The sequence below is a fragment of the uncultured Rhodococcus sp. genome, assembly GCF_963525155.1.
In the GTDB taxonomy this organism is placed as follows: Bacteria; Actinomycetota; Actinomycetes; order Mycobacteriales; family Mycobacteriaceae; genus Rhodococcus_F; species Rhodococcus_F qingshengii.
Genome location: NZ_CAURKP010000109.1, coordinates 1 through 17,968 on the forward strand (window position 1 = coordinate 1; position 17,968 = coordinate 17,968).

The window sequence follows — 17,968 nt, forward strand, 5'->3', positions numbered from 1 at the left end:
CCCGGTCGATCGCAGGCACCCGTGGAATCAGCACACCAACCCCCACCCGCAGAAGCGGAACCTCGAGGACAAGTACAGCTGGGTCATGTCACCGCGATGGTTCGACGGAAAAGACAACCTTGCTCTGGATACGGGCGGGGGAGCATTGGCTCGTCTGTGGAGCACCGCTCTGGCCGGCCTGGTCGACATCGGATACCTGGAGTCGACCGGACACAGTGTGAAGATCAATCTTCCGAAAACAGCACTGAAGGGTCCTGTCTCGCTCGAGTGGAAGATTCCCGAACATGGCAGCAATACCCTCGAAAGAAACCGCGCGCGAACGTATTTCCAGGCATACGCAGCCGCGGCTGCCCTTCATTTCGCCGAGAAGGCGCTTGTCGAGATCCGGGCCGGCCGGACCAAGACGTGGGAGTCGTTCGAGGTCCCGGACGAGGGTATCGGTTGCGGATTCACCGAAGCCGTCCGCGGAGTTCTCTCACACCACATGGTGATTCGTGACGGAAAAATCGCGAACTATCACCCGTACCCACCGACACCGTGGAATGCGAGCCCGCGCGACAGCTACGGAACCCCCGGTCCCTACGAGGATGCCGTGCAGGGTCAGCCGATCTTCGAGGAGAACGATCGAGACCACTTCAAGGGCATCGACATCATGCGGACCGTGCGTAGTTTCGATCCCTGCCTGCCGTGTGGTGTTCACATGTATCTCGGCGGTGGCAAGACCCTGGAGAAGTTGCACTCTCCGACGCAGTCCGTGACCGGGGAGTGATCGATGGAGCAATCGGCCGACTACTGGCGCGGAGCAGGTGAGCGCATCGAGACGTTGTTGCAGGCCAATGCCGGCGCAGGCCCGGTGGCGAGAGATCGCGCCGAGCAACTGGTGCGTGAGGTCGTGCAGTTGTACGGCGCAGCACTCGAACGCACCGTCGCTCTGGCAGATCCGGCCACGATGGATGCGATGGTTCGCGACGATCTGGTGTCCAGCCTGCTACTGGTGCACGGACTTCACCCGCACGACGTGGAGACCCGCGTCCGCACTGCGCTCGACAGCGTGCGTCCGTACCTCGGTTCGCACGGAGGCGACGTCGAACTGATCGAGGTGGCGGGCGGCGTAGTGCGACTACGGCTTCTCGGGAGCTGCAACAGTTGTCCTTCGTCCTCGGTCACCCTCGAAACCGCCGTCCAGGATGCGGTGCAGGCGGCGGCGCCCGAGACCACCGGAATCGACGTCGAAACACCGGATCCGCACGAGGTGAAGTCGGGTGTGATCTCGGTCGAGTCCCTGTTCTCGCACGTTCACGCCGACGGGGGAGGTACGCACTGGGTGGAGGTCCCCGAATTCGCCGAAGTCGAGGTGGGAGAGGTCGCGGGCTTCCGCGTGTCGGGCACCGATCTGTTGGTCTGCCGCTCCGGTGACGATCTGTACGCGTATCGCGACCGTTGCCCGGTGTGTGAGCACTCGATGGCGGGAGCTGTGCTCGAACGCATGATGGGCCGTCCTGCCCGAGACGCCGCTGTCCTCACCTGTCCGACGTGCTCTGCCCACTTCAGTGTGTACGGGGCGGGAGCGCGGGTGGGCACCGGCTCCGAGCACCTGGCGCCTGTGCCGGTGCTGATTCGCGACGGAGTGCTCTCGGTCGCGCTTGCTGACGAGTCTGTGATACCGGTGACCTAGCCGTGAACGCAGCCCGGTCATGAAAGTCACTGTGGGAGAGGTGCTCACACGAATCGCCTCGTCGCGTGTCGTTCCGACCGGACCGAGGTGTGAGATGTGTGCGGCGGGCATAGGCGACGAACACCAGCACGTCGTGGACGTACAGGTCCGGAGCCTGATGTGCGTGTGCCGACCCTGCTATCTACTCTTTGCACCGGTCGACGCGGACCTTCGATACAAAGCGGTTCCCGATCGGTACCTCGAGTTTCCGGACTTCGACCTCGGCCCTGGCCGGTGGGAGTCTCTGGAAATCCCCGTCGGCCTGGCATTCTTCTTCCGCAACTCACTCCTCGACAAGTACATAGTCTTCTATCCGGGACCGGCCGGAGCTACCGAATCCGAGTTGCCTATCGACTCGTTCGAGACTGTGCTCGCGGAGAATCCGGGGCTCTCGCAGATGCGGGCCGACGTCGAGGCGTTGATCGTGTCGGTGCCCACGTCAGGACAATCGCCGAGATGCTTCGTTGTTCCCATCGACGCCTGTTACGAACTGGTGGGACGATTGCGCACCGTGTGGCGCGGATTCGACGGTGGCCAGGATGCCGCACGCGCAGTGGACGAGTTCTTCGGGCGCGTCGAGGCGCGAAGCAGGTCGGCATGACTGTTCTCGACTTCTCGGTCGACAACATGGAGGTGGAACCGTACGCGGTTACGCCGAATCTGACGGTGAGATTGAGAATGTCGGAATCCACCGGCACGACCGTCCGTGCGGTGGCTCTGCGCGCGCAGGTACGAATCGAACCACACCGCCGACCGTACTCCGACGCCGAAGGCGAAGGTCTGCGCGATCTCTTCGGTCCGCGGGAGCGTTGGTCGAGTACGCTGCGCACCGTCCTGTGGATGGAATGTTCCACGGTCGGTCAAGGATTCACCGGAACAACGGTCGCGGCCTTACCCATGGCGTGTACGTACGACTTCTCGGTGACGGCGTCGAAGTACATGCACGCACTCGGAGACGGAACGATTCCGATCGTGGTTCTACTGAGCGGCACGGTATTCACCGACGGACCGCGTGGTTTCTCCGTGCAGCAGATCCCGTGGGACAGATCTGCTGCCTACGAATTGCCGGTCGACGTGTGGAAACAGCTGATGGCTGCGCATTATCCGGCGTCTGGTTGGGTACGCCTCGACCATGAGACGATTGCCGATCTCGTGCGGTTCAAGGCAGCGCACGGCCTCACGGACCTCGATTCAGCCGTGCGGCAGTTGCTGACGGCGAGCCAGGTGCCGCGATGACTCGAACGGAGATGGATCACGACGTTCGGGCCGTGGCCGACGCCGTCCTGTACGAGGGATATCTTCTCTATCCCTACCGGGCCGGCTCGGCGAAGAATCAATCCCGTTGGCAGTTCGGGGTTCTCGGACCGCCCGGCGCCGCCGAGGTCGGAGTCGGCGAGGAACCGTCGATGTCCGCGCAATGTCTGCTCGGCGAATTCGAGCGGAACGGCGTCGAAGTGACTGCGACTGTGAGATTTCTGCACCACCAGTCGCGGACGGTTGAACGACTCGGCGCCGGCGGGGCGTGGATCCCGGTCGATCGGTTGGTAGTCGACGAGCGGGAGTCCATCTCGTGGGACGAAGCCACCGAATCCGAGATCGTGTTGGGTCCGTGGGGTCTGGACGAACTCGAGGCCGGCGTCGAAGAAACCTTCTGTGCGGCGGGAGTTGTCGACGGAGAGACTCTGTCGGACACTCGGGGCAGGGTGGTCGGACGGAGCGTTCGGACACGGCTTCCGGTGAATGGCCTCTTGGCAGTGAGCGCCTCCGCCGGAGACGGACGCACGGTGATTTCCGTGAAGATCATGAACGCCACGAGCGTCGACGCACGGGACAAGGGCACGGCCACCGCGCAATCGATGCTGGGGACTCACGTCATTGTGAACTGCACAGGCTCGAGGTTCCTGTCGTTGTTCGAAGAAGCAGATCACTCGGAGCAGTTGCGGCAAAATCGCTGTTATCCGGTGCTTGCGGGGACCGAGAACCCCACTCACCCTGGCACATCGCCCACCGTTCTGGTGTCACCGATCATCCTGTACGACTTTCCCGAGATTGCGCCGCAGAGCGAGGGATCTCTCTTCGACTCGACCGAGATCGACGAAATTCTCACCCTGAGAATCCTTGCCATGACCGACGAGGAAAAGGCGCGGGCGCGAGCTACCGACTCCAGAGCTGCCGACATCATCGACCGATGTGAGCGATTGACGGACGACGATCTAGCCGGCCTGCACGGCGTGCTGCGAGATTCGAATGCCGGTTCTGATCTGATACCCGAGGTGCCTGACGGTGTGGACTGGTGGACCCCGGAAGCCGACACCAGTGTTCAACCACGCACCGACGCAGTTCTGATCAACGGCGTCCGTGTCTCTGGTGGAAGTACGGTTCGGCTCCACCCCTCACGCCGCGCTGATGCTCAGGACCTGTTCTTCGACGGCCGGATCGCCCACGTCGCCACCATTCATGAAGACGTGGACGGCGACATTCATGTTGGGGTGACACTGTTGGACGATCCGGCCGCCGATCTGCACAACTGGTACGGCCGCTACCTGTACTTCGCGCCGGACGAGATAGAGCCGATGCCGCGCGACAGCGCGTGACGTACTCACAGCTATCGAACTTCACAGCTATCGAGAGGAGAACTCGCCATGAGGAGCATGGGATTGCTGTCGACGGCACTTCTCGGCGCCACCGCGATCGCAGCCGCGATCGTCCTGGTGGTGTCGATGCCGGACATCCAGCGCTATCTGCGAATGCGAAAGATGTAAAGCGCTGTGCGCGTGCTGATTGCAGGTGTCGGAAACATATTTCTCGAAGACGACGGATTCGGCCCCGAAGTTGTTCGGGCGCTGCAGCATGAGAATCTCCCATCGGGAGCTCGCCTGGTCGACTACGGGATTCGGGGCGTGCATCTGGCGTACGACTTGTTGGAGTCGTGGGACGCCCTGGTCCTGATCGATGCCTTACCGGCGACCGGAGTCCCGGGCAAGCTCGCGATCATCGAAGTGGACCCCGAAAGTGAAGGCCCGCAAGGAGGTTTCGACGCGCACTCGATGCATCCGAGTTCGGTGTTTGCCAGCCTGCAGGCCCTCGGCGGAACACTCCCGCGGACGTTCGTGGTGGGGGCACATGCGAAATCGATCGGCGACGGAATTGGATTGAGTGCGGAGATGCGTGATTCGGTAGGGCAAGCCGCTTCGGCGGTGCTGGCACTCGTCCGGTCCATCGACGTGGACTGTGATGCCACCACACTGGGGCCGGAGGTGTGAGTCATGTGTCTGGGGATTCCGGGACGGGTACGCGAACTACTGGACGGATACGGCGGTCAACTCGCTCTCGTCGACGTGGAGGGGGCACCACGCAAGGTCAACATCGGAATGCTCGACGAAGGCACCGTCACGGCAGGTGACTGGGTGGTGATCCACATGGGCTTTGCAGTCGAGAAGGTCGACGAGCAGGGAGCTCGCCACGCTCGGGCCGGCCTCGAACTGATGGGCCGTGGTGGCCACGACGGTGAGATAGTCGACTCCGGTACTGGTAACGGCGAGGTCGGGACATGAAGATCGCCTGCCGTGTCATCGTTCGTGGCGTAGTCCAGGGGGTGGGCTTCCGGCCGTTCGTCCATGCGACCGCCACCGAACTGGGACTGTCGGGTTCGGTGGGAAATTCTGCTCTCGGTGTCGTGATCGACGTCGAAGGCGACGGAGAGACAATCGATGCATTTGTCGCTCGGGTGCGAAACCGCCCCCCACCGCTGGCACGGGTGGAGTCGGTAGAGCGCGAGGACTCGCGGCCGGTTGGTCGTGAGGGGTTTTGCATAGTCGAGACGGATGCGGGGTCGGTCGGGCGAACCTTGGCGCCGGCGGATGTCGGGATCTGCGACGACTGCCTCCGGGAACTGACTGATCCGAGCGATCGGCGATATCGTCATCCATTCATCACCTGCACCAACTGCGGTCCGCGATTCACGATCATCGAATCGCTGCCCTACGACCGGGCCGCTACGACGATGAAGCGATTCCCGTTGTGCGCGAACTGTGCGGCGGAGTACGTGGATCCCTCCGACCGGCGGTTTCATGCGCAACCGATTGCCTGCCCGCAGTGCGGTCCAACGCTATCGTTCGTGGAAGGGGACGCGCCCGCCGTGACCGGTGAGGGTGCACTGCTACGAGCCCGATCCCTACTGCGAGACGGGAAGATTCTTGCTGTCAAGGGAATCGGAGGATTTCACCTGGCTTGTGATGCCCGCGACGACCGCCCGGTTCACGAGTTGCGTGAACGCAAGCATCGAGCAAGCAAGCCGTTGGCGGTGATGGTGCGCGATGTGCCAGAAGCCAGAGAGTTGGGTGTGGTCGGTGATGCCGAGGCTGATGCCATGTCCTCGCGCGAGCGCCCGATTGTGCTGGTTGCCAAAGCGTCTGGATACGCGCTTTCCCCCTTGATTGCCCCCGGCATTCCGGATATCGGAATCATGCTGGCCTACAACCCGATTCAGCATCTTCTTCTGGGTTTGGCCGGAGAAGAGGCGGGCCCAGCGGTGTTGGTCATGACATCGGCGAACATCGGCGGTGAGCCGATTCTGTACTCCGACAACGATCTCGAACGATTGGGTGACCTGGCCGACGGGGTATTGACCCACAACCGTCCGATCTTGGTGCCGTGTGACGACTCGGTGATGCGAATAGTCGGCAGTGGAAGACAGTTGCTTCGTCGCTCGCGCGGATATGCTCCGCTGCCCGTCACCGCGCCGTTCGACGTACCGCCTACCTTGGCGGTCGGGGCCGACCTGAAGAACACCTTCTGTCTTGCCGAGGACGGATATGTGTGGCCGAGTCAGCACATCGGAGACATGGGCGACCTCGCTGTCATCGACAGTTTTGCTGCGTCGGAGAGTCACTTCGAATCGATCACGGGGGTGGTGCCGCACCAGATCGCCTGTGACGAGCATCCGCGGTATCGCTCGTCCTCGTGGGCTCGCAGTCGTAGTGGTGACCGACCGATGCGCATCGTCGGGCATCACCACGCACATGTGGCTTCCGTGATGGGGGAGAACGGCCGGGACGGGAGCGAACCAGTTCTCGGAATAGCGTTCGACGGCACCGGCTACGGGGCGGACGGCGCAGTGTGGGGAGGGGAACTACTGCTGGCGACGTACAAGGGTTATCGCCGTCTCGCGCATCTGGGATACGTACTGCTGCCCGGGGGCGATGCCGGAGTGGAACGGCCGTACCGAATGGCGCTCGCCCACCTGTGGCATGCCGGGTTGGACTGGGAATCCGACCTCGCGCCCGTGGCAGCCTGTCCGCCCCGAGAGCAGTCGGTCCTACTTCACCAGATGGAAACCGGTTTCGGGTGCGTGGACACCTCCAGCATGGGGCGGTTGTTCGACGCAGTCTCCTCGCTGACCGGGGTCCGTCAGAGGGTCGACTACGAAGCGCAGGCTGCCATCGAGTTGGAGGGGGTGTCGAGGGGAGTCGACAGCGCCGGTTCGCGGTACACCTTCGATTGGACGCAGTCGGACGACGATTCGTGGACCGCAGATCCGCGGTCGGTCATCCGGGCTGTTGTCCGCGATCTCCGGGAGAAGTTGCCCGCCGAAGTGATCGGCGCCCGTTTCCACGAATCCGTAGCGCACCTGGTGCTCGAGTGGGCAATTCGTGGCCGGGAACTGGCGGGAGTGGACGAGGTAGTACTCACCGGAGGTGTCTTTCAGAACCCTCTACTGCTCGTTCGGGCGTGTGCTCTGCTCTCAGACGCTGGATTCACGCCGTTGACAGGGCTGGAGTTGCCGCCGAACGACGGCGGTCTCGCCTACGGCCAAGTGCTGGTGGGGAGTTCGTCATGAGGTCAGGAGTTGTGCCATGTGCCTAGCCGTACCGGGACGTATCGAGTCCCTGGAGGAACGCGACGGAACGACGATGTCGGTGGTGAACTTCGGTGGCGTCCGAAAAGAAGTGTGCCTCGAGTACATTCCGGGCGCCCAAGTCGGCGAGTACGTCGTGGTGCACGTCGGATTTGCCATCCAGCGACTCGACGAGGAATCCGCTCGCAGCACGCTGGCGGAATTCGAGCACCTCGGCGTACTCGAAGAGGAATTCGGTGACGGGTTCGAAAGGGCTGCCCGGGCCGCGGGGATCGAACCGAAAGAGACGGAATCATGAAATATCTGGACGAGTTCTCCGATCCGGAACTGGCCGGCAAACTGCTGGATCAGATCCGTGCGCTGGCCACACGGCGATGGGCGATCATGGAAGTGTGTGGTGGTCAGACACATTCGATCATCAGACACGGCATCGATCAATTACTTCCCCAACAGATCGAGATGATCCACGGACCCGGATGCCCGGTCTGTGTCACCCCGCTCGAGATCATCGACAAAGCTCTCGACATCGCGGCAAGACCCGATGTCATTTTCTGCTCCTTCGGGGACATGTTGCGAGTTCCGGGGAGTTCGTCGGATCTGTTCCGCATCAAGAGCGCCGGCGGTGACGTGCGGGTGGTGTACTCACCGTTGGATGCACTGACTATCGCCAAGGAGAATCCGGGTCGGCAAGTGGTGTTCTTCGGGATCGGATTCGAGACCACCGCGCCGGCCAACGCCATGACCGTCTATCAGGCCAATCGCCTGGGTATCGAGAACTTCTCCCTACTCGTCTCGCACGTTCTGGTCCCGCCGGCGATGGCCGCGATCATGGATTCGCCAGAGTGCCGCGTGCAGGCATTTCTGGCGGCCGGGCATGTGTGCAGTGTGATGGGAACGTCGGAGTACCCGGCGCTGGCCGAGAAGTACAAGGTCCCGATCGTCGTCACCGGATTCGAGCCGCTGGATCTGCTGGAGGGCATCAGAAAGACGGTGCTGCAGTTGGAATCGGGTCGATACGAGGTCGAAAATGCTTACGCCCGTGCCGTCACCGCGCAGGGCAACACCGCAGCGAAAGCGATGCTCGAGGATGTGTTCGCCGTGTCGGACCGGACGTGGCGCGGCATCGGATCGATCCCGGACAGCGGTTGGCAGCTGGCACCGAAGTATGCGTATTTTGATGCCGAAGAGCGTTTTTCGGTGACCGATATCCATACTGACGAGTCGAGCGTCTGCCGTTCCGGAGAAGTGTTGCAAGGTTTGATCAAGCCACACGAGTGCAGTGCCTTCGGGAAGGAATGCACTCCGCGGAATCCGCTCGGTGCCACGATGGTGTCGTCGGAGGGGGCGTGCGCCGCGTACTACCTGTACCGGCGCCTGGAACTTCAGGAGGCGGGTCATGCCGGCTGAGGAGACCGCTGTCGTGGACTTGTCGGCGTGGGTCTGCCCACTGCCGCTGCGTGATTCGCCGAACATCGTCATGGGGCACGGTGGTGGAGGAGCGATGTCCGCCGAGCTCATCGAGCACCTGTTCCTGCCCTCGTTCGGAAGCGCTGCCGATGCAGAACTCGGTGACTCGGCCGTATTCGACGTCGGCGGGGTGCGGCTCGCGTTCTCGACCGACTCGTATGTCGTCAAACCCATGGTGTTTCCCGGCGGAACGATCGGCGATCTCGCTGTCAACGGAACGGTGAACGATCTGGCGATGGCGGGAGCGCAGCCATTGGTGATGTCGACGGCATTCATCCTGGAAGAAGGAACGGCGCTGACCGACATCGCGGGAATCGCGAAGGCGCTCGGTGAGGCCGCGCACGTTGCCGGCGTTCGGCTGGTGACGGGTGATACCAAGGTCGTCGATGCCGGTCACGGCGACGGAGTCTTCATCAATACCGCAGGAATCGGGATTGTCGCAGACGGGGTGGACATCAGCCCCACTCGCGCACAAGTGGGTGACGTCGTGATCGTCAGCGGCGACATCGGCGTTCACGGCGTGGCCGTGATGAGTTGTCGCGAAGGTCTCGAATTCGGGACCGAAGTGCGCAGTGATTGTGCGGCCCTGAACGGCGTGGTGGCCGACATGATTGCCACCGGCGTCGACATCCACGTCCTGCGCGACCCTACGCGGGGCGGAGTCGCCGCGACCCTCAACGAGATCGCTCAGGCGTCGAACATCGGGGTTGCGCTGGTGGAGCGAGATCTGCCGATTCCCGCTGACGTGCGCGACGCCTGTGGGCTACTCGGCTTGGATCCGTTGTACGTCGCAAACGAGGGCAAGTTGATCGCTTTCGTTCCACGCGAAGATGCCGCCCTGGTTCTGGAAGCGATGCACGGCAATCCACTGAGTGTGGGAGCCGCCGTGATCGGGGAGTGCGTGGCCGAACATCGCACAATGGTGGTGGCGCGTACGGCATTGGGAGGCAATCGGGTAGTGGATTTGCCGGCAGGTGAACAACTTCCTCGGATCTGCTGATGACTGCCGTCGGTATGAACGGGCCGGCATTGTTTGCCCGCTACGCGTATCCGCCGAACGAGTTGGGTTACTGCGGACCCGACGATCCTTCAGTGCTGCTTCGTCTGGCCAGCGGCAACTCGGGCAGCGGCGACCGTGATCACGCTCGTCAATTCGACGGTGCGTGGCCGTACCTCGAGGCATTGGCTGTAGGAGCGGGCATCGACGACCCCCTGGATTCGCGAGTGATCGAAGCCTATTGGGTGGGAGGTGATCTCCTCGACGCTCTCGATTCGGGGAAGTTGTTACAGCACTTGAGGGGGGCATTCGGTGAACGCGAGAACACCGGGTTCCTCCCCGTCCTCGGGGGTCGGGACCGCGCGCTCGCGCACCACAGTTTTCACGTATTTCTGGTGTATCCGTGGGTCAAGCTTCTTCGGAAGCGCGGTGCGGTCCCACTGTCCGTCCTCCAGAACTGCCGGATCAGATGGGGGGTGGTCGAGGACGTCGGCGAGGAGCATGCATTGGTGGTTTCGTCCCCGCTCGAGTTCGACGGTGAGCAACTCGCACGCGGCCGACCGGCAACGCAGAGAGTGCGGTGGAGGGTCGAGGGCAACGCGCTTGCGGCGATGCCCGTCCCCGGCGCTGTGGTGACGATGCACTGGGATTGGGTGTGCGACAGGATAACGGCAGAGCAATCACGTGCATTGGATGCCGCGGAAGACTCGGGATTGCGGATCGCGAACCGAATGCTGTCGACCGATATGTGATCGTCAGTTCCCCTCCAGGACGGAGGCTACGGTGAATTGGGGTAGCGCGGTAACGGACAGCGCACTGTGGTTGGCAGAGGCATATGCGATCACGGTAGCGGTTCTCGTCGTCACCGCGCTGCTGCTAGCTCGGTATACCCGCTGGGGCAACCAGTTTCGGCGAATGGCTTGGCCCTACTTCGATCCCCGGCGCACCGTCATTCCGCTGTCGATTCTCGCGTTACTGCTGCTGCTCACGATATTCGGTGTCCGCGTGACGGTGTTGTTCTCGTACTGGTACAAGGATTTCTACGACGCCATTCAGAACCTCGACGAAACCGCTTTCTGGCACTACCTGCGAGTGTTCGCGATATTGGCCGCAGTCCACGTCGCTAGCTCACTCGTCGTCTACCTGGTGGGCCAAACACTCGATATCAATTGGCGCAGTTGGCTCAATGACACATTGACCGACGATTGGCTCGACGGCCGCGCCTACTATCGCGGAAACTTCCTGGAGAACCCCGTCGACAATCCGGACCAACGTATTCAGGCAGACATCACCGCATTCGCGACGTCGTCCCGCACGTTGTCCATGGGCGCCGTCGCCGCAATGGTGTCGATTGTCAGCTTCACCAAGATCCTGTGGGATCTGTCCGGGCCGTTGACTGTTTTCGGTGCCGAGATTCCGCGAGCGATGATCTTTCTCGTCTACATCTACGTGTTGGTGACCACGGCACTCGCATTCTGGATCGGCCGGCCTTTGATCATGCTGAACTTCTTGAACGAGAAACTCGGCGCCACCTTCCGGTACGCGTTGATTCGACTACGGGAGTACGGCGAAAGCATCGCCTTCTATCGCGGAGAGAACGTCGAACGACGCACGCTCGGACTACGTTTTGCTGCAGTGATCCGCAATATGTGGGCGATCGTCTTCCGGACGCTCAAGTTCAGTGGCTTCAATCTGGCAGTGGATCAGACAGCGGTGGTGTTTCCGTTTCTGGTCCAGGGATCTCGATTGTTCAGCGGGCAGATCACTTTCGGCGACGTGATGCAAACTGCTCAAGCATTCGGCCAGGTGCACAATTCGTTGTCGTTCTTTCGAGAGTCCTATGCCGATTTTGCAAGTTTCCGGGCCACACTGATCCGTTTGACCGGGCTCGCCGATGCCAATCGTCGTGCCCGCGCACTTCCCGTGCTCGACGCGTTCTCCGCTGGCAGTCATTTGGTTGTTCGGGGACTCGACGTGCGCACGCCGGTTGGTGAGGCGTTGATCTCCGAACTCGACATGTCACTGGGGCCCGGCGATGCACTGCTGGTGAAGGGTCCGTCGGGTAGCGGCAAAACCACGCTGCTCCGCAGCATCGCGCAGTTGTGGCCGTACACAAACGGTTCCGTGACCACCCCGGTCGGAGACGTCCTGTTCCTCTCACAACGGCCATACCTACCATTGGGTTCTCTGCGCGCGGGTTTGGTATATCCGGACCAGTTGCCCTCAGGTCAGCCGAACACCGGGCGCTCGGACTTCGACGACCGCAGGCTCCACGACGCGCTCGCCGAGGTGCATCTCGCACATTTGATCGGTCGGCTCGACGAGCCGGCTGATTGGACTCGAATTCTGTCGCCGGGCGAACAACAACGGTTGGCGTTCGCCCGAGTCCTCCTGATCCGACCGCGAACCGCATTTCTCGACGAGGCGACATCCGGAATCGACGAAGGCCTCGAGTACACGCTCTACGACATCCTTCGCCGTGAACTGCCCGACAGCATCATTGTCAGCGTCGGGCATCGCAGCACTCTCGACGTTTTTCACAATCGACAACTCGAACTGCGCGGTGCGGGACACTGGACTCTCGCTGATCACGAAGGCTGAGAAAACTTTCGACGGTCGGATTCTTGCGACAGGATTCGGCCGGGTTACCCGCCGCGCCGCGATCGATCGAAGACACCGACCGTCACGAGGTCGAAGGGTTGCGGAAGTCGTTTGTGCGCTGGAGCACCCAGGCCGCAATCCTGGTGCGCGAGCCGTACCCCAGTTTGTTCAGTATGTGATCGACGTGGCCGTCGACAGTGCGCTGAGAAATGACCAGCTTGTCCGCGATTGCTCGGTTGGTCAGGCCCTGTGCGACGAGTTCGGCCACCTGCTGCTCCCGCGGAGTCAGCACTTCGTCGGCGGCCGATTTCGGTGATCCACCGGGCGGTTGCTCTCTCAGCGTGCGGGCCGCTGCGTCGTCGAGAGTCAGAGCTCGTCCATGATCGAATGCTGTTTGAAACACCCTGTCTCCGAGCCGGTTACGAGCCTCGGTCACGCTGTTTTCGTGGTACGGGACCATGCTCCTGAAGGTGTCCATCGGGCTGCCCGTGGCGGTGAACAGCGTGTCGGCAGCTCCCATCAGTGTGGCTGCCAGCTTTGCGTCCCGGTCGACAAGCGTCCACGCGATTTCCTCGAGGCACCATGCACATCCGAACTGGTTACCCAGCCCTCGAAGCAATCGGAGAGAATCTTCGAGTAGCTCGATACCGCGAGCGTGGTTGCCATGACGCCACAGGGCGGATCCGTAGTCCGACATCGTCATCGACCGCCACAAGATTTCGCCGCGCGATTCGGTGAGGGCCAACTCCTCCTCGTAAATGCTTGCAGCCCGGTCGGTTTCGCCGAGTGCGTCGACGACGAAGGCGAACCAGTAGAGCGCGGGTACCAGACGGGCGATGTCGTCGTTTGCCCGGAATGCTGCGACAGCCTGCTCCAGGTACTCGGCGCCGCGCACGAGATCGCCGTCGGCGACCGCGACGAATCCGAGCGTGTACCGCGCCAGTATGCGACCGTCGTCGTTCCGCTGCATCTCGGCCTGTCGCCGAGCCTCTTCGGCAATGCTTGTCGCCGAAGCGATATCTCGTTGGAGGGCTGCCAGCAGTGCGCCTGTCGCGGCGGCCTCGACTACCGCCTCACCGAGAGTGCCCTCGGTCAGTTCGGGCACCTCGGCCAGGGCGCGACCCAACCAGTAGCGACCTTCGTTGAATCGACCACGTGCAAGCCAGTAATCATGCAGAGCACTTGCGGTACGCAATGTGTCTTCGACCGAGTCGGGTTCGGTCAGACCGAATTCCAACGCGGTGCGCACGTTGGGTAAGTCGCGGTCGATCCGCGTCATCCAGTCGATTTGGTGCGGCCCCGTCCAGTCGACTCCGGCGCGGAAGACGAGTTGCCTGAACCACTCACTGTGCCTGCGCTGCAGCGAGACCCACTCGTCGACTGACACCAGTTCACGCCCGTAGTCGCGAAGAGTCTCGAGTAGGCGGTAGCGGACGTACGAGCCGTTTTGTTCACGGATGAGGATCGACTTGTCGACAAGGGACATCACGAGATCGCCCAAGTCGTCGTTCTGTGCTTCGTCGGCGAGAATTCCTTCGACGGACCCGAGATCGAAGCTACCCGCAAATACGCTCGAGTTCGCCCACAACGACTTCTCCGGCGGCGTACACAGATCGAAGCTCCAGTCGATACTCTGTGCAAGCGTTTGTTGACGCGCTGGAGCGTTCCGGCTGCCCCGCGTCAGCAGTTGGAAGCGGTCGTCGAGTTTTTGCAGGATCTGATCGACCGACATCGCCCTCAGTCGGGCAGCCGCCAGCTCGATCGGCAGCGGTAGTCCTTCCAACCGGCGGACGATCTTCTCCACAGCCGCGCTGTTCTCGCTGGTGATGCGGAAGTCCGTCACGGAGGAACGTGCCCGCTGCTCGAACAGCATCATCGCATCACCATCACGGGTGTCGGTTGGCGACGGCGCCTCGGTGGGAAATCGCAGAGGCGGCACCCGTAATACCATCTCGCCGGGAATGTCGAGTGGTTCTCGGCTGGTCGCCAGAAGTGCCAATCGGGCACAGCACCGGAGAAGTTCGGCGGCGGTGTCGGCAACCCAGCCGATGAGGTGTTCGCAATTGTCCAGAACAAGCAGGACACGTTCGTCGACGAGACGGCCGATCAGTACCGATCGCGGTGACCGCGTAGATCGGTCTTGTACTCCGAGTGCGGCAAGAATCGTCTGATCGAGAAGTGCCGGCTCCCGCAGTTCGCTGAAGTCGACGAACCAGACGCCCCCGGGGAACGTACGGGAGGAATCATCGGCGGCACGGAGCGCCAAGCGGGTTTTGCCGACCCCACCCAGGCCCGTAAGGGTCACGAGCCGGTAGTCCGACAGCAGGCGTCGGACTTCTTTGGCCTCGGACCGACGACCGACGAAACTGCTCAGTTCGATCGGTAGGTTTCCTCGTTTTGCCGCCATGAGAATCGCGCCGAATTTGTACGTGCTGAGTGGATTGACCCCACACAGTGTACGCGGACTCGCGTGTGTGAAATCTGTCAACGCACCACCGGTGTTTGTCCGTGATTGCCGTTGGGTCGAAGCTTTTCGGTGCATGACGCGGAATAGCGAACACTTTCCACCGACGTAGTTCGCGCCTCATTCGAAAGGGATGAGAGGCGCATTTCATCTTTCTGGCGCACTTACGATTCGGGCATGAAACGTGTGTGGGAAGGTGTGCGGCGCTACGGCAAGACACTGCACTCGGTCGGGTTGTCGTTCGGTCTGGTGTTTTTCGTCCTCTCGATGAGCCCGTCCCTCTTACCGCGCGCGTGGTACCTGCAGGGCGTGGCAACCGGTATTTCCGTCGCCACCGGGTACGGCATCGGTGTGAGCGTGGCGTGGATGATCCGCAAATGCGGAGTCGAACCGACATGGTCGGACCGGACCAAGCGGATCGGTTGGGCCGTACTCGCCGTACTGGCAGTGATATTGGTGCCTCTTTTTCTGATCTTGGGTTCGTGGTGGCAGCAGATCGTCCGTGATCTGGTCGAGGCGCCTCGCGTGAACCGGGCGAACTATCTTCTGGTGCTGCTGATTTCGCTGGTGGTGTGGTTGATCTTGCTGGAGGCGGGTCGCGGTCTGCGGTATCTCACCAGAGGGCTCGCTGCCGTTGCTCTGCGGTTTGTTCCCAAGGAAGCAGCGAAAGTCGCGAGCTTGGTCGTCGTCTTCGCGTTGGCGATCTTCGTCGTCAACGGTGCCCTCTACAACGGGCTCATCGCTTTTGCGAACTGGAGTTTCTCCGGCGCGGACAACGACACGCCCGATGGTATCGACCAGCCTCTGATCGCCGAACGCAGTGGTTCACCCATGTCTGCCGAGGCATGGGATTCGCTGGGCAAGGAGGGTCGCACCTTCATGGGTAGCGGGCCGTCTGCGGTGCAGATTTCCGCGCTGACCGGCCGGGACGCGAAGCAACCCATCCGCGTGTACGCCGGCCGTGAGTCGTCGGATTCCGTCGACGGTGTCGCGCAGCGGGTCGTCAACGAACTCGAGCGCACCGGCGGCTTCGACCGTGCCGTCCTGGCAGTAGTGACCACCACCGGCCGCGGCTGGGTGAACGACGACGTGGCGTCCGCTTTCGAATACGTCCAGGGCGGCGACACCGCCATCGCGGCGATGCAGTACTCGTTCCTTCCCAGCCCTTTGGCATTCATCGCCGATCGCGAAACCCCGATGGCCGCAGGCCGGGCGCTGTTCAACTCTGTCTATGCGAAGTGGATCGATCTGCCGCTCGACAAGCGCCCCAAGCTTGTCGTTTTCGGCGAGAGCCTCGGATCGTACGGGGGACAGGCCGCGTTCGCGGGAGCACAGGACATGGCGACGCGGGTGGATGGGGCATTGTGGTCGGGGACTCCGAACTTCACCGCTCAATGGCAGGAGATCACCAGCAGTCGTGACTCCGGCTCACGGGAAGCCGTGCCGGTGATCGACGACGGGCAGTCGATTCGTTTCGCTGCCTATCCGGAGGATCTCGAACTGGATGCGCCGTGGAACGACTCACGCGTCGTGTACTGGCAGCACGCCAGCGACCCAATTGTCTGGTGGTCTTTCGACCTGCTTCTGAACAAGCCGGACTGGCTTGCCGAGCCTCTCGGCCGTGATGTCGATCCGGGAATGACGTGGATACCGTTCGTGACATTCTGGCAGGTGACACTCGACATGGTCTTCTCGGCGGACGTTCCGCCAGGTCACGGGCACAACTACGGTGCCGAGGCGGCGGACATGTGGGCGCGGATCCTGCACCCCGACAACTGGTCTCAGTCGGACACCGACGCGATTCGCGGCGCTCTGACGAACGACTTTCAACCCACCAAGTAGTAGTGCGGAGTGCGGACCTCGTGACGGTCTCTCGTCGTTGGACCGGGAGTACTCGCTCTAGATCGTTCTATCACTGTTTGTCAGCTATCTAACAAGGAGCGCGATGCATTCATCAAGAACACTCGTAGCTGCGGTGGCGCTGAGCGCGATCACTGTATTTGCCGGGGCTGGGTCCGCGGTTGCCGCGCCGGTCGGATCTGTCGATTTCGGTTCGTCGAGCGGATCCGGATCAGGAACCGGTTCGGCTAGCGGATCCGAATCTGGTTCTGTCGATTTCGGATCCGGCGGACCGGACGTCGAGCATCCGGTGTCGACCTGCTTCTGGTCCGTGCCGATCAATCCCGAGCGCGCGGACCCACAGCTCAACTACGCCTTTCCTGACACTGCGGCGATTTACTGGGCTGCGCAGTTCACAATCCCCGAGAACGCCGAGTTGGTTATCCGAGGGCAGTATGCGCATGCTCGCTATCAGTCGTTGAACTCGTACAACGCGGCAACCGCGATGCCGACCGCCGTCCTCAATGACATTTCGACTGCTCCGGACGCAGGCTCGCGCAATACCTATCTTCCCGGTGCCGATCGAGCGAACGAAGGTGCCAGGTCGTACACGGCTTCCGTCCTCAACGAGGCCTCACCTGCTGAGCCGAAACCCAACACCTTGTATGCCGGTGTGCCAGGTCAGGACCGGATAAGCCTGCTTTATCGCATCTACCTGCCGGACAATGGGCGTGATCTCACCGGCGGCGTAGGACTGCCTGAGCCAGAGCTGCACCTTCCCGGTGGTCAGGTGCTGCGGGGGCAGGATCTGTGTTCAGCGGTCGGTGCAGACAACGGAATCTTGAAGCCGGCTTCGCTGCCGTTAGACACGTACAAGGCATTGCGTGACCAACCGGGCAAGCCTGCGACATTCCCTTCCGAGCAGGCACCAGTCTGGCGGGCGTACTACAGCGCCGAGTTCACGCTCGGCTGTACCTATCTCGGCAAATGCGATGGCACACCCCAGCGGGTGGGCGGGCAGTACTCCAA

At 62.0% G+C, this 17,968-nt stretch carries 16 protein-coding genes and 1 pseudogene; 16 read left to right on the plus strand and 1 reads right to left on the minus strand.

Annotated features, from left to right (window positions below; genetic code table 11):
* The 14 genes from RWT78_RS19625 to RWT78_RS19685 all read left to right on the plus strand — a co-directional run.
* Positions 1-769 (plus strand): nickel-dependent hydrogenase large subunit (locus RWT78_RS19625; RefSeq protein ID WP_314677498.1); only part of this gene is annotated, 769 nt, incomplete at its 5' end.
* 3 nt (positions 770-772) lie between these two features.
* Entirely contained in the window at positions 773-1,675 is a 903-nt protein-coding gene (locus RWT78_RS19630; protein WP_314677501.1) for a NifU family protein, read from the plus strand.
* Between the two features lie 19 nt (positions 1,676-1,694).
* The gene (locus tag RWT78_RS19635) at positions 1,695-2,315 is read left to right on the plus strand and encodes a DUF5947 family protein (RefSeq protein ID WP_064444498.1); all 621 of its coding nucleotides are present in this window, start codon (positions 1,695-1,697) and stop codon (positions 2,313-2,315) included.
* Entirely contained in the window at positions 2,312-2,950 is a 639-nt protein-coding gene (locus RWT78_RS19640) for a DUF6084 family protein (RefSeq protein ID WP_314677505.1), read from the plus strand. Before RWT78_RS19635 ends, RWT78_RS19640 begins: the two co-directional genes overlap by 4 nt.
* Entirely contained in the window at positions 2,947-4,308 is a 1,362-nt protein-coding gene (locus RWT78_RS19645; RefSeq protein WP_314677507.1) for a hypothetical protein, read from the plus strand. Before RWT78_RS19640 ends, RWT78_RS19645 begins: the two co-directional genes overlap by 4 nt.
* 48 nt (positions 4,309-4,356) lie before the next feature.
* Positions 4,357-4,476, plus strand: coding sequence for a DUF6893 family small protein (locus RWT78_RS29230; protein WP_003942178.1), 120 nt, complete (start codon positions 4,357-4,359; stop codon positions 4,474-4,476).
* Between the two features lie 6 nt (positions 4,477-4,482).
* Complete coding sequence (locus RWT78_RS19650; RefSeq protein WP_003942183.1) at positions 4,483-4,977, plus strand: hydrogenase maturation protease; 495 nt, start codon at positions 4,483-4,485, stop codon at positions 4,975-4,977.
* Between the two features lie 3 nt (positions 4,978-4,980).
* Positions 4,981-5,268 (plus strand): HypC/HybG/HupF family hydrogenase formation chaperone, encoded by a 288-nt coding sequence (locus RWT78_RS19655; protein WP_003942260.1) that lies wholly within the window; start codon positions 4,981-4,983, stop codon positions 5,266-5,268.
* A complete protein-coding gene (gene hypF / locus RWT78_RS19660) occupies positions 5,265-7,553 on the plus strand; it encodes a carbamoyltransferase HypF (protein WP_314677509.1) in 2,289 nt (762 codons plus the stop codon). The genes RWT78_RS19655 and hypF overlap by 4 nt, the downstream gene beginning before the upstream one ends.
* A 16-nt stretch (positions 7,554-7,569) precedes the next feature.
* Positions 7,570-7,869, plus strand: a complete 300-nt coding sequence (locus RWT78_RS19665) for a HypC/HybG/HupF family hydrogenase formation chaperone (protein WP_003942168.1) — start codon at positions 7,570-7,572, stop codon at positions 7,867-7,869.
* Entirely contained in the window at positions 7,866-8,978 is a 1,113-nt protein-coding gene (hypD, locus tag RWT78_RS19670) for a hydrogenase formation protein HypD (protein WP_003942127.1), read from the plus strand. The genes RWT78_RS19665 and hypD overlap by 4 nt, the downstream gene beginning before the upstream one ends.
* Positions 8,968-10,038 (plus strand): hydrogenase expression/formation protein HypE, encoded by a 1,071-nt coding sequence (hypE, locus tag RWT78_RS19675; protein ID WP_007735089.1) that lies wholly within the window; start codon positions 8,968-8,970, stop codon positions 10,036-10,038. Before hypD ends, hypE begins: the two co-directional genes overlap by 11 nt.
* Entirely contained in the window at positions 10,038-10,787 is a 750-nt protein-coding gene (locus tag RWT78_RS19680) for a DUF6390 family protein (RefSeq protein WP_003942110.1), read from the plus strand. The genes hypE and RWT78_RS19680 overlap by 1 nt, the downstream gene beginning before the upstream one ends.
* Positions 10,788-10,818: 31 nt before the next feature.
* Positions 10,819-12,636: an ABC transporter ATP-binding protein/permease gene (locus RWT78_RS19685; RefSeq protein ID WP_314677515.1), complete on the plus strand. Its 1,818-nt coding sequence runs from the start codon at positions 10,819-10,821 to the stop codon at positions 12,634-12,636.
* An 82-nt stretch (positions 12,637-12,718) separates the two neighbouring features.
* Here RWT78_RS19685 and RWT78_RS19690 read toward each other — a convergent pair whose 3' ends face one another.
* The gene (locus RWT78_RS19690; RefSeq protein ID WP_314677518.1) at positions 12,719-15,043 is read right to left on the minus strand and encodes a LuxR C-terminal-related transcriptional regulator; all 2,325 of its coding nucleotides are present in this window, start codon (positions 15,041-15,043) and stop codon (positions 12,719-12,721) included.
* 234 nt (positions 15,044-15,277) lie between these two features.
* On the opposite strand from RWT78_RS19690, the gene RWT78_RS19695 reads away from it, so the two are divergent.
* Both RWT78_RS19695 and RWT78_RS19700 read left to right on the plus strand, forming a co-directional pair.
* Positions 15,278-16,942 (plus strand): alpha/beta-hydrolase family protein, encoded by a 1,665-nt coding sequence (locus RWT78_RS19695; protein ID WP_314677521.1) that lies wholly within the window; start codon positions 15,278-15,280, stop codon positions 16,940-16,942.
* Between the two features lie 103 nt (positions 16,943-17,045).
* Positions 17,046-17,968 (plus strand): annotated as a pseudogene (locus RWT78_RS19700) (hypothetical protein); the annotation flags it as partial.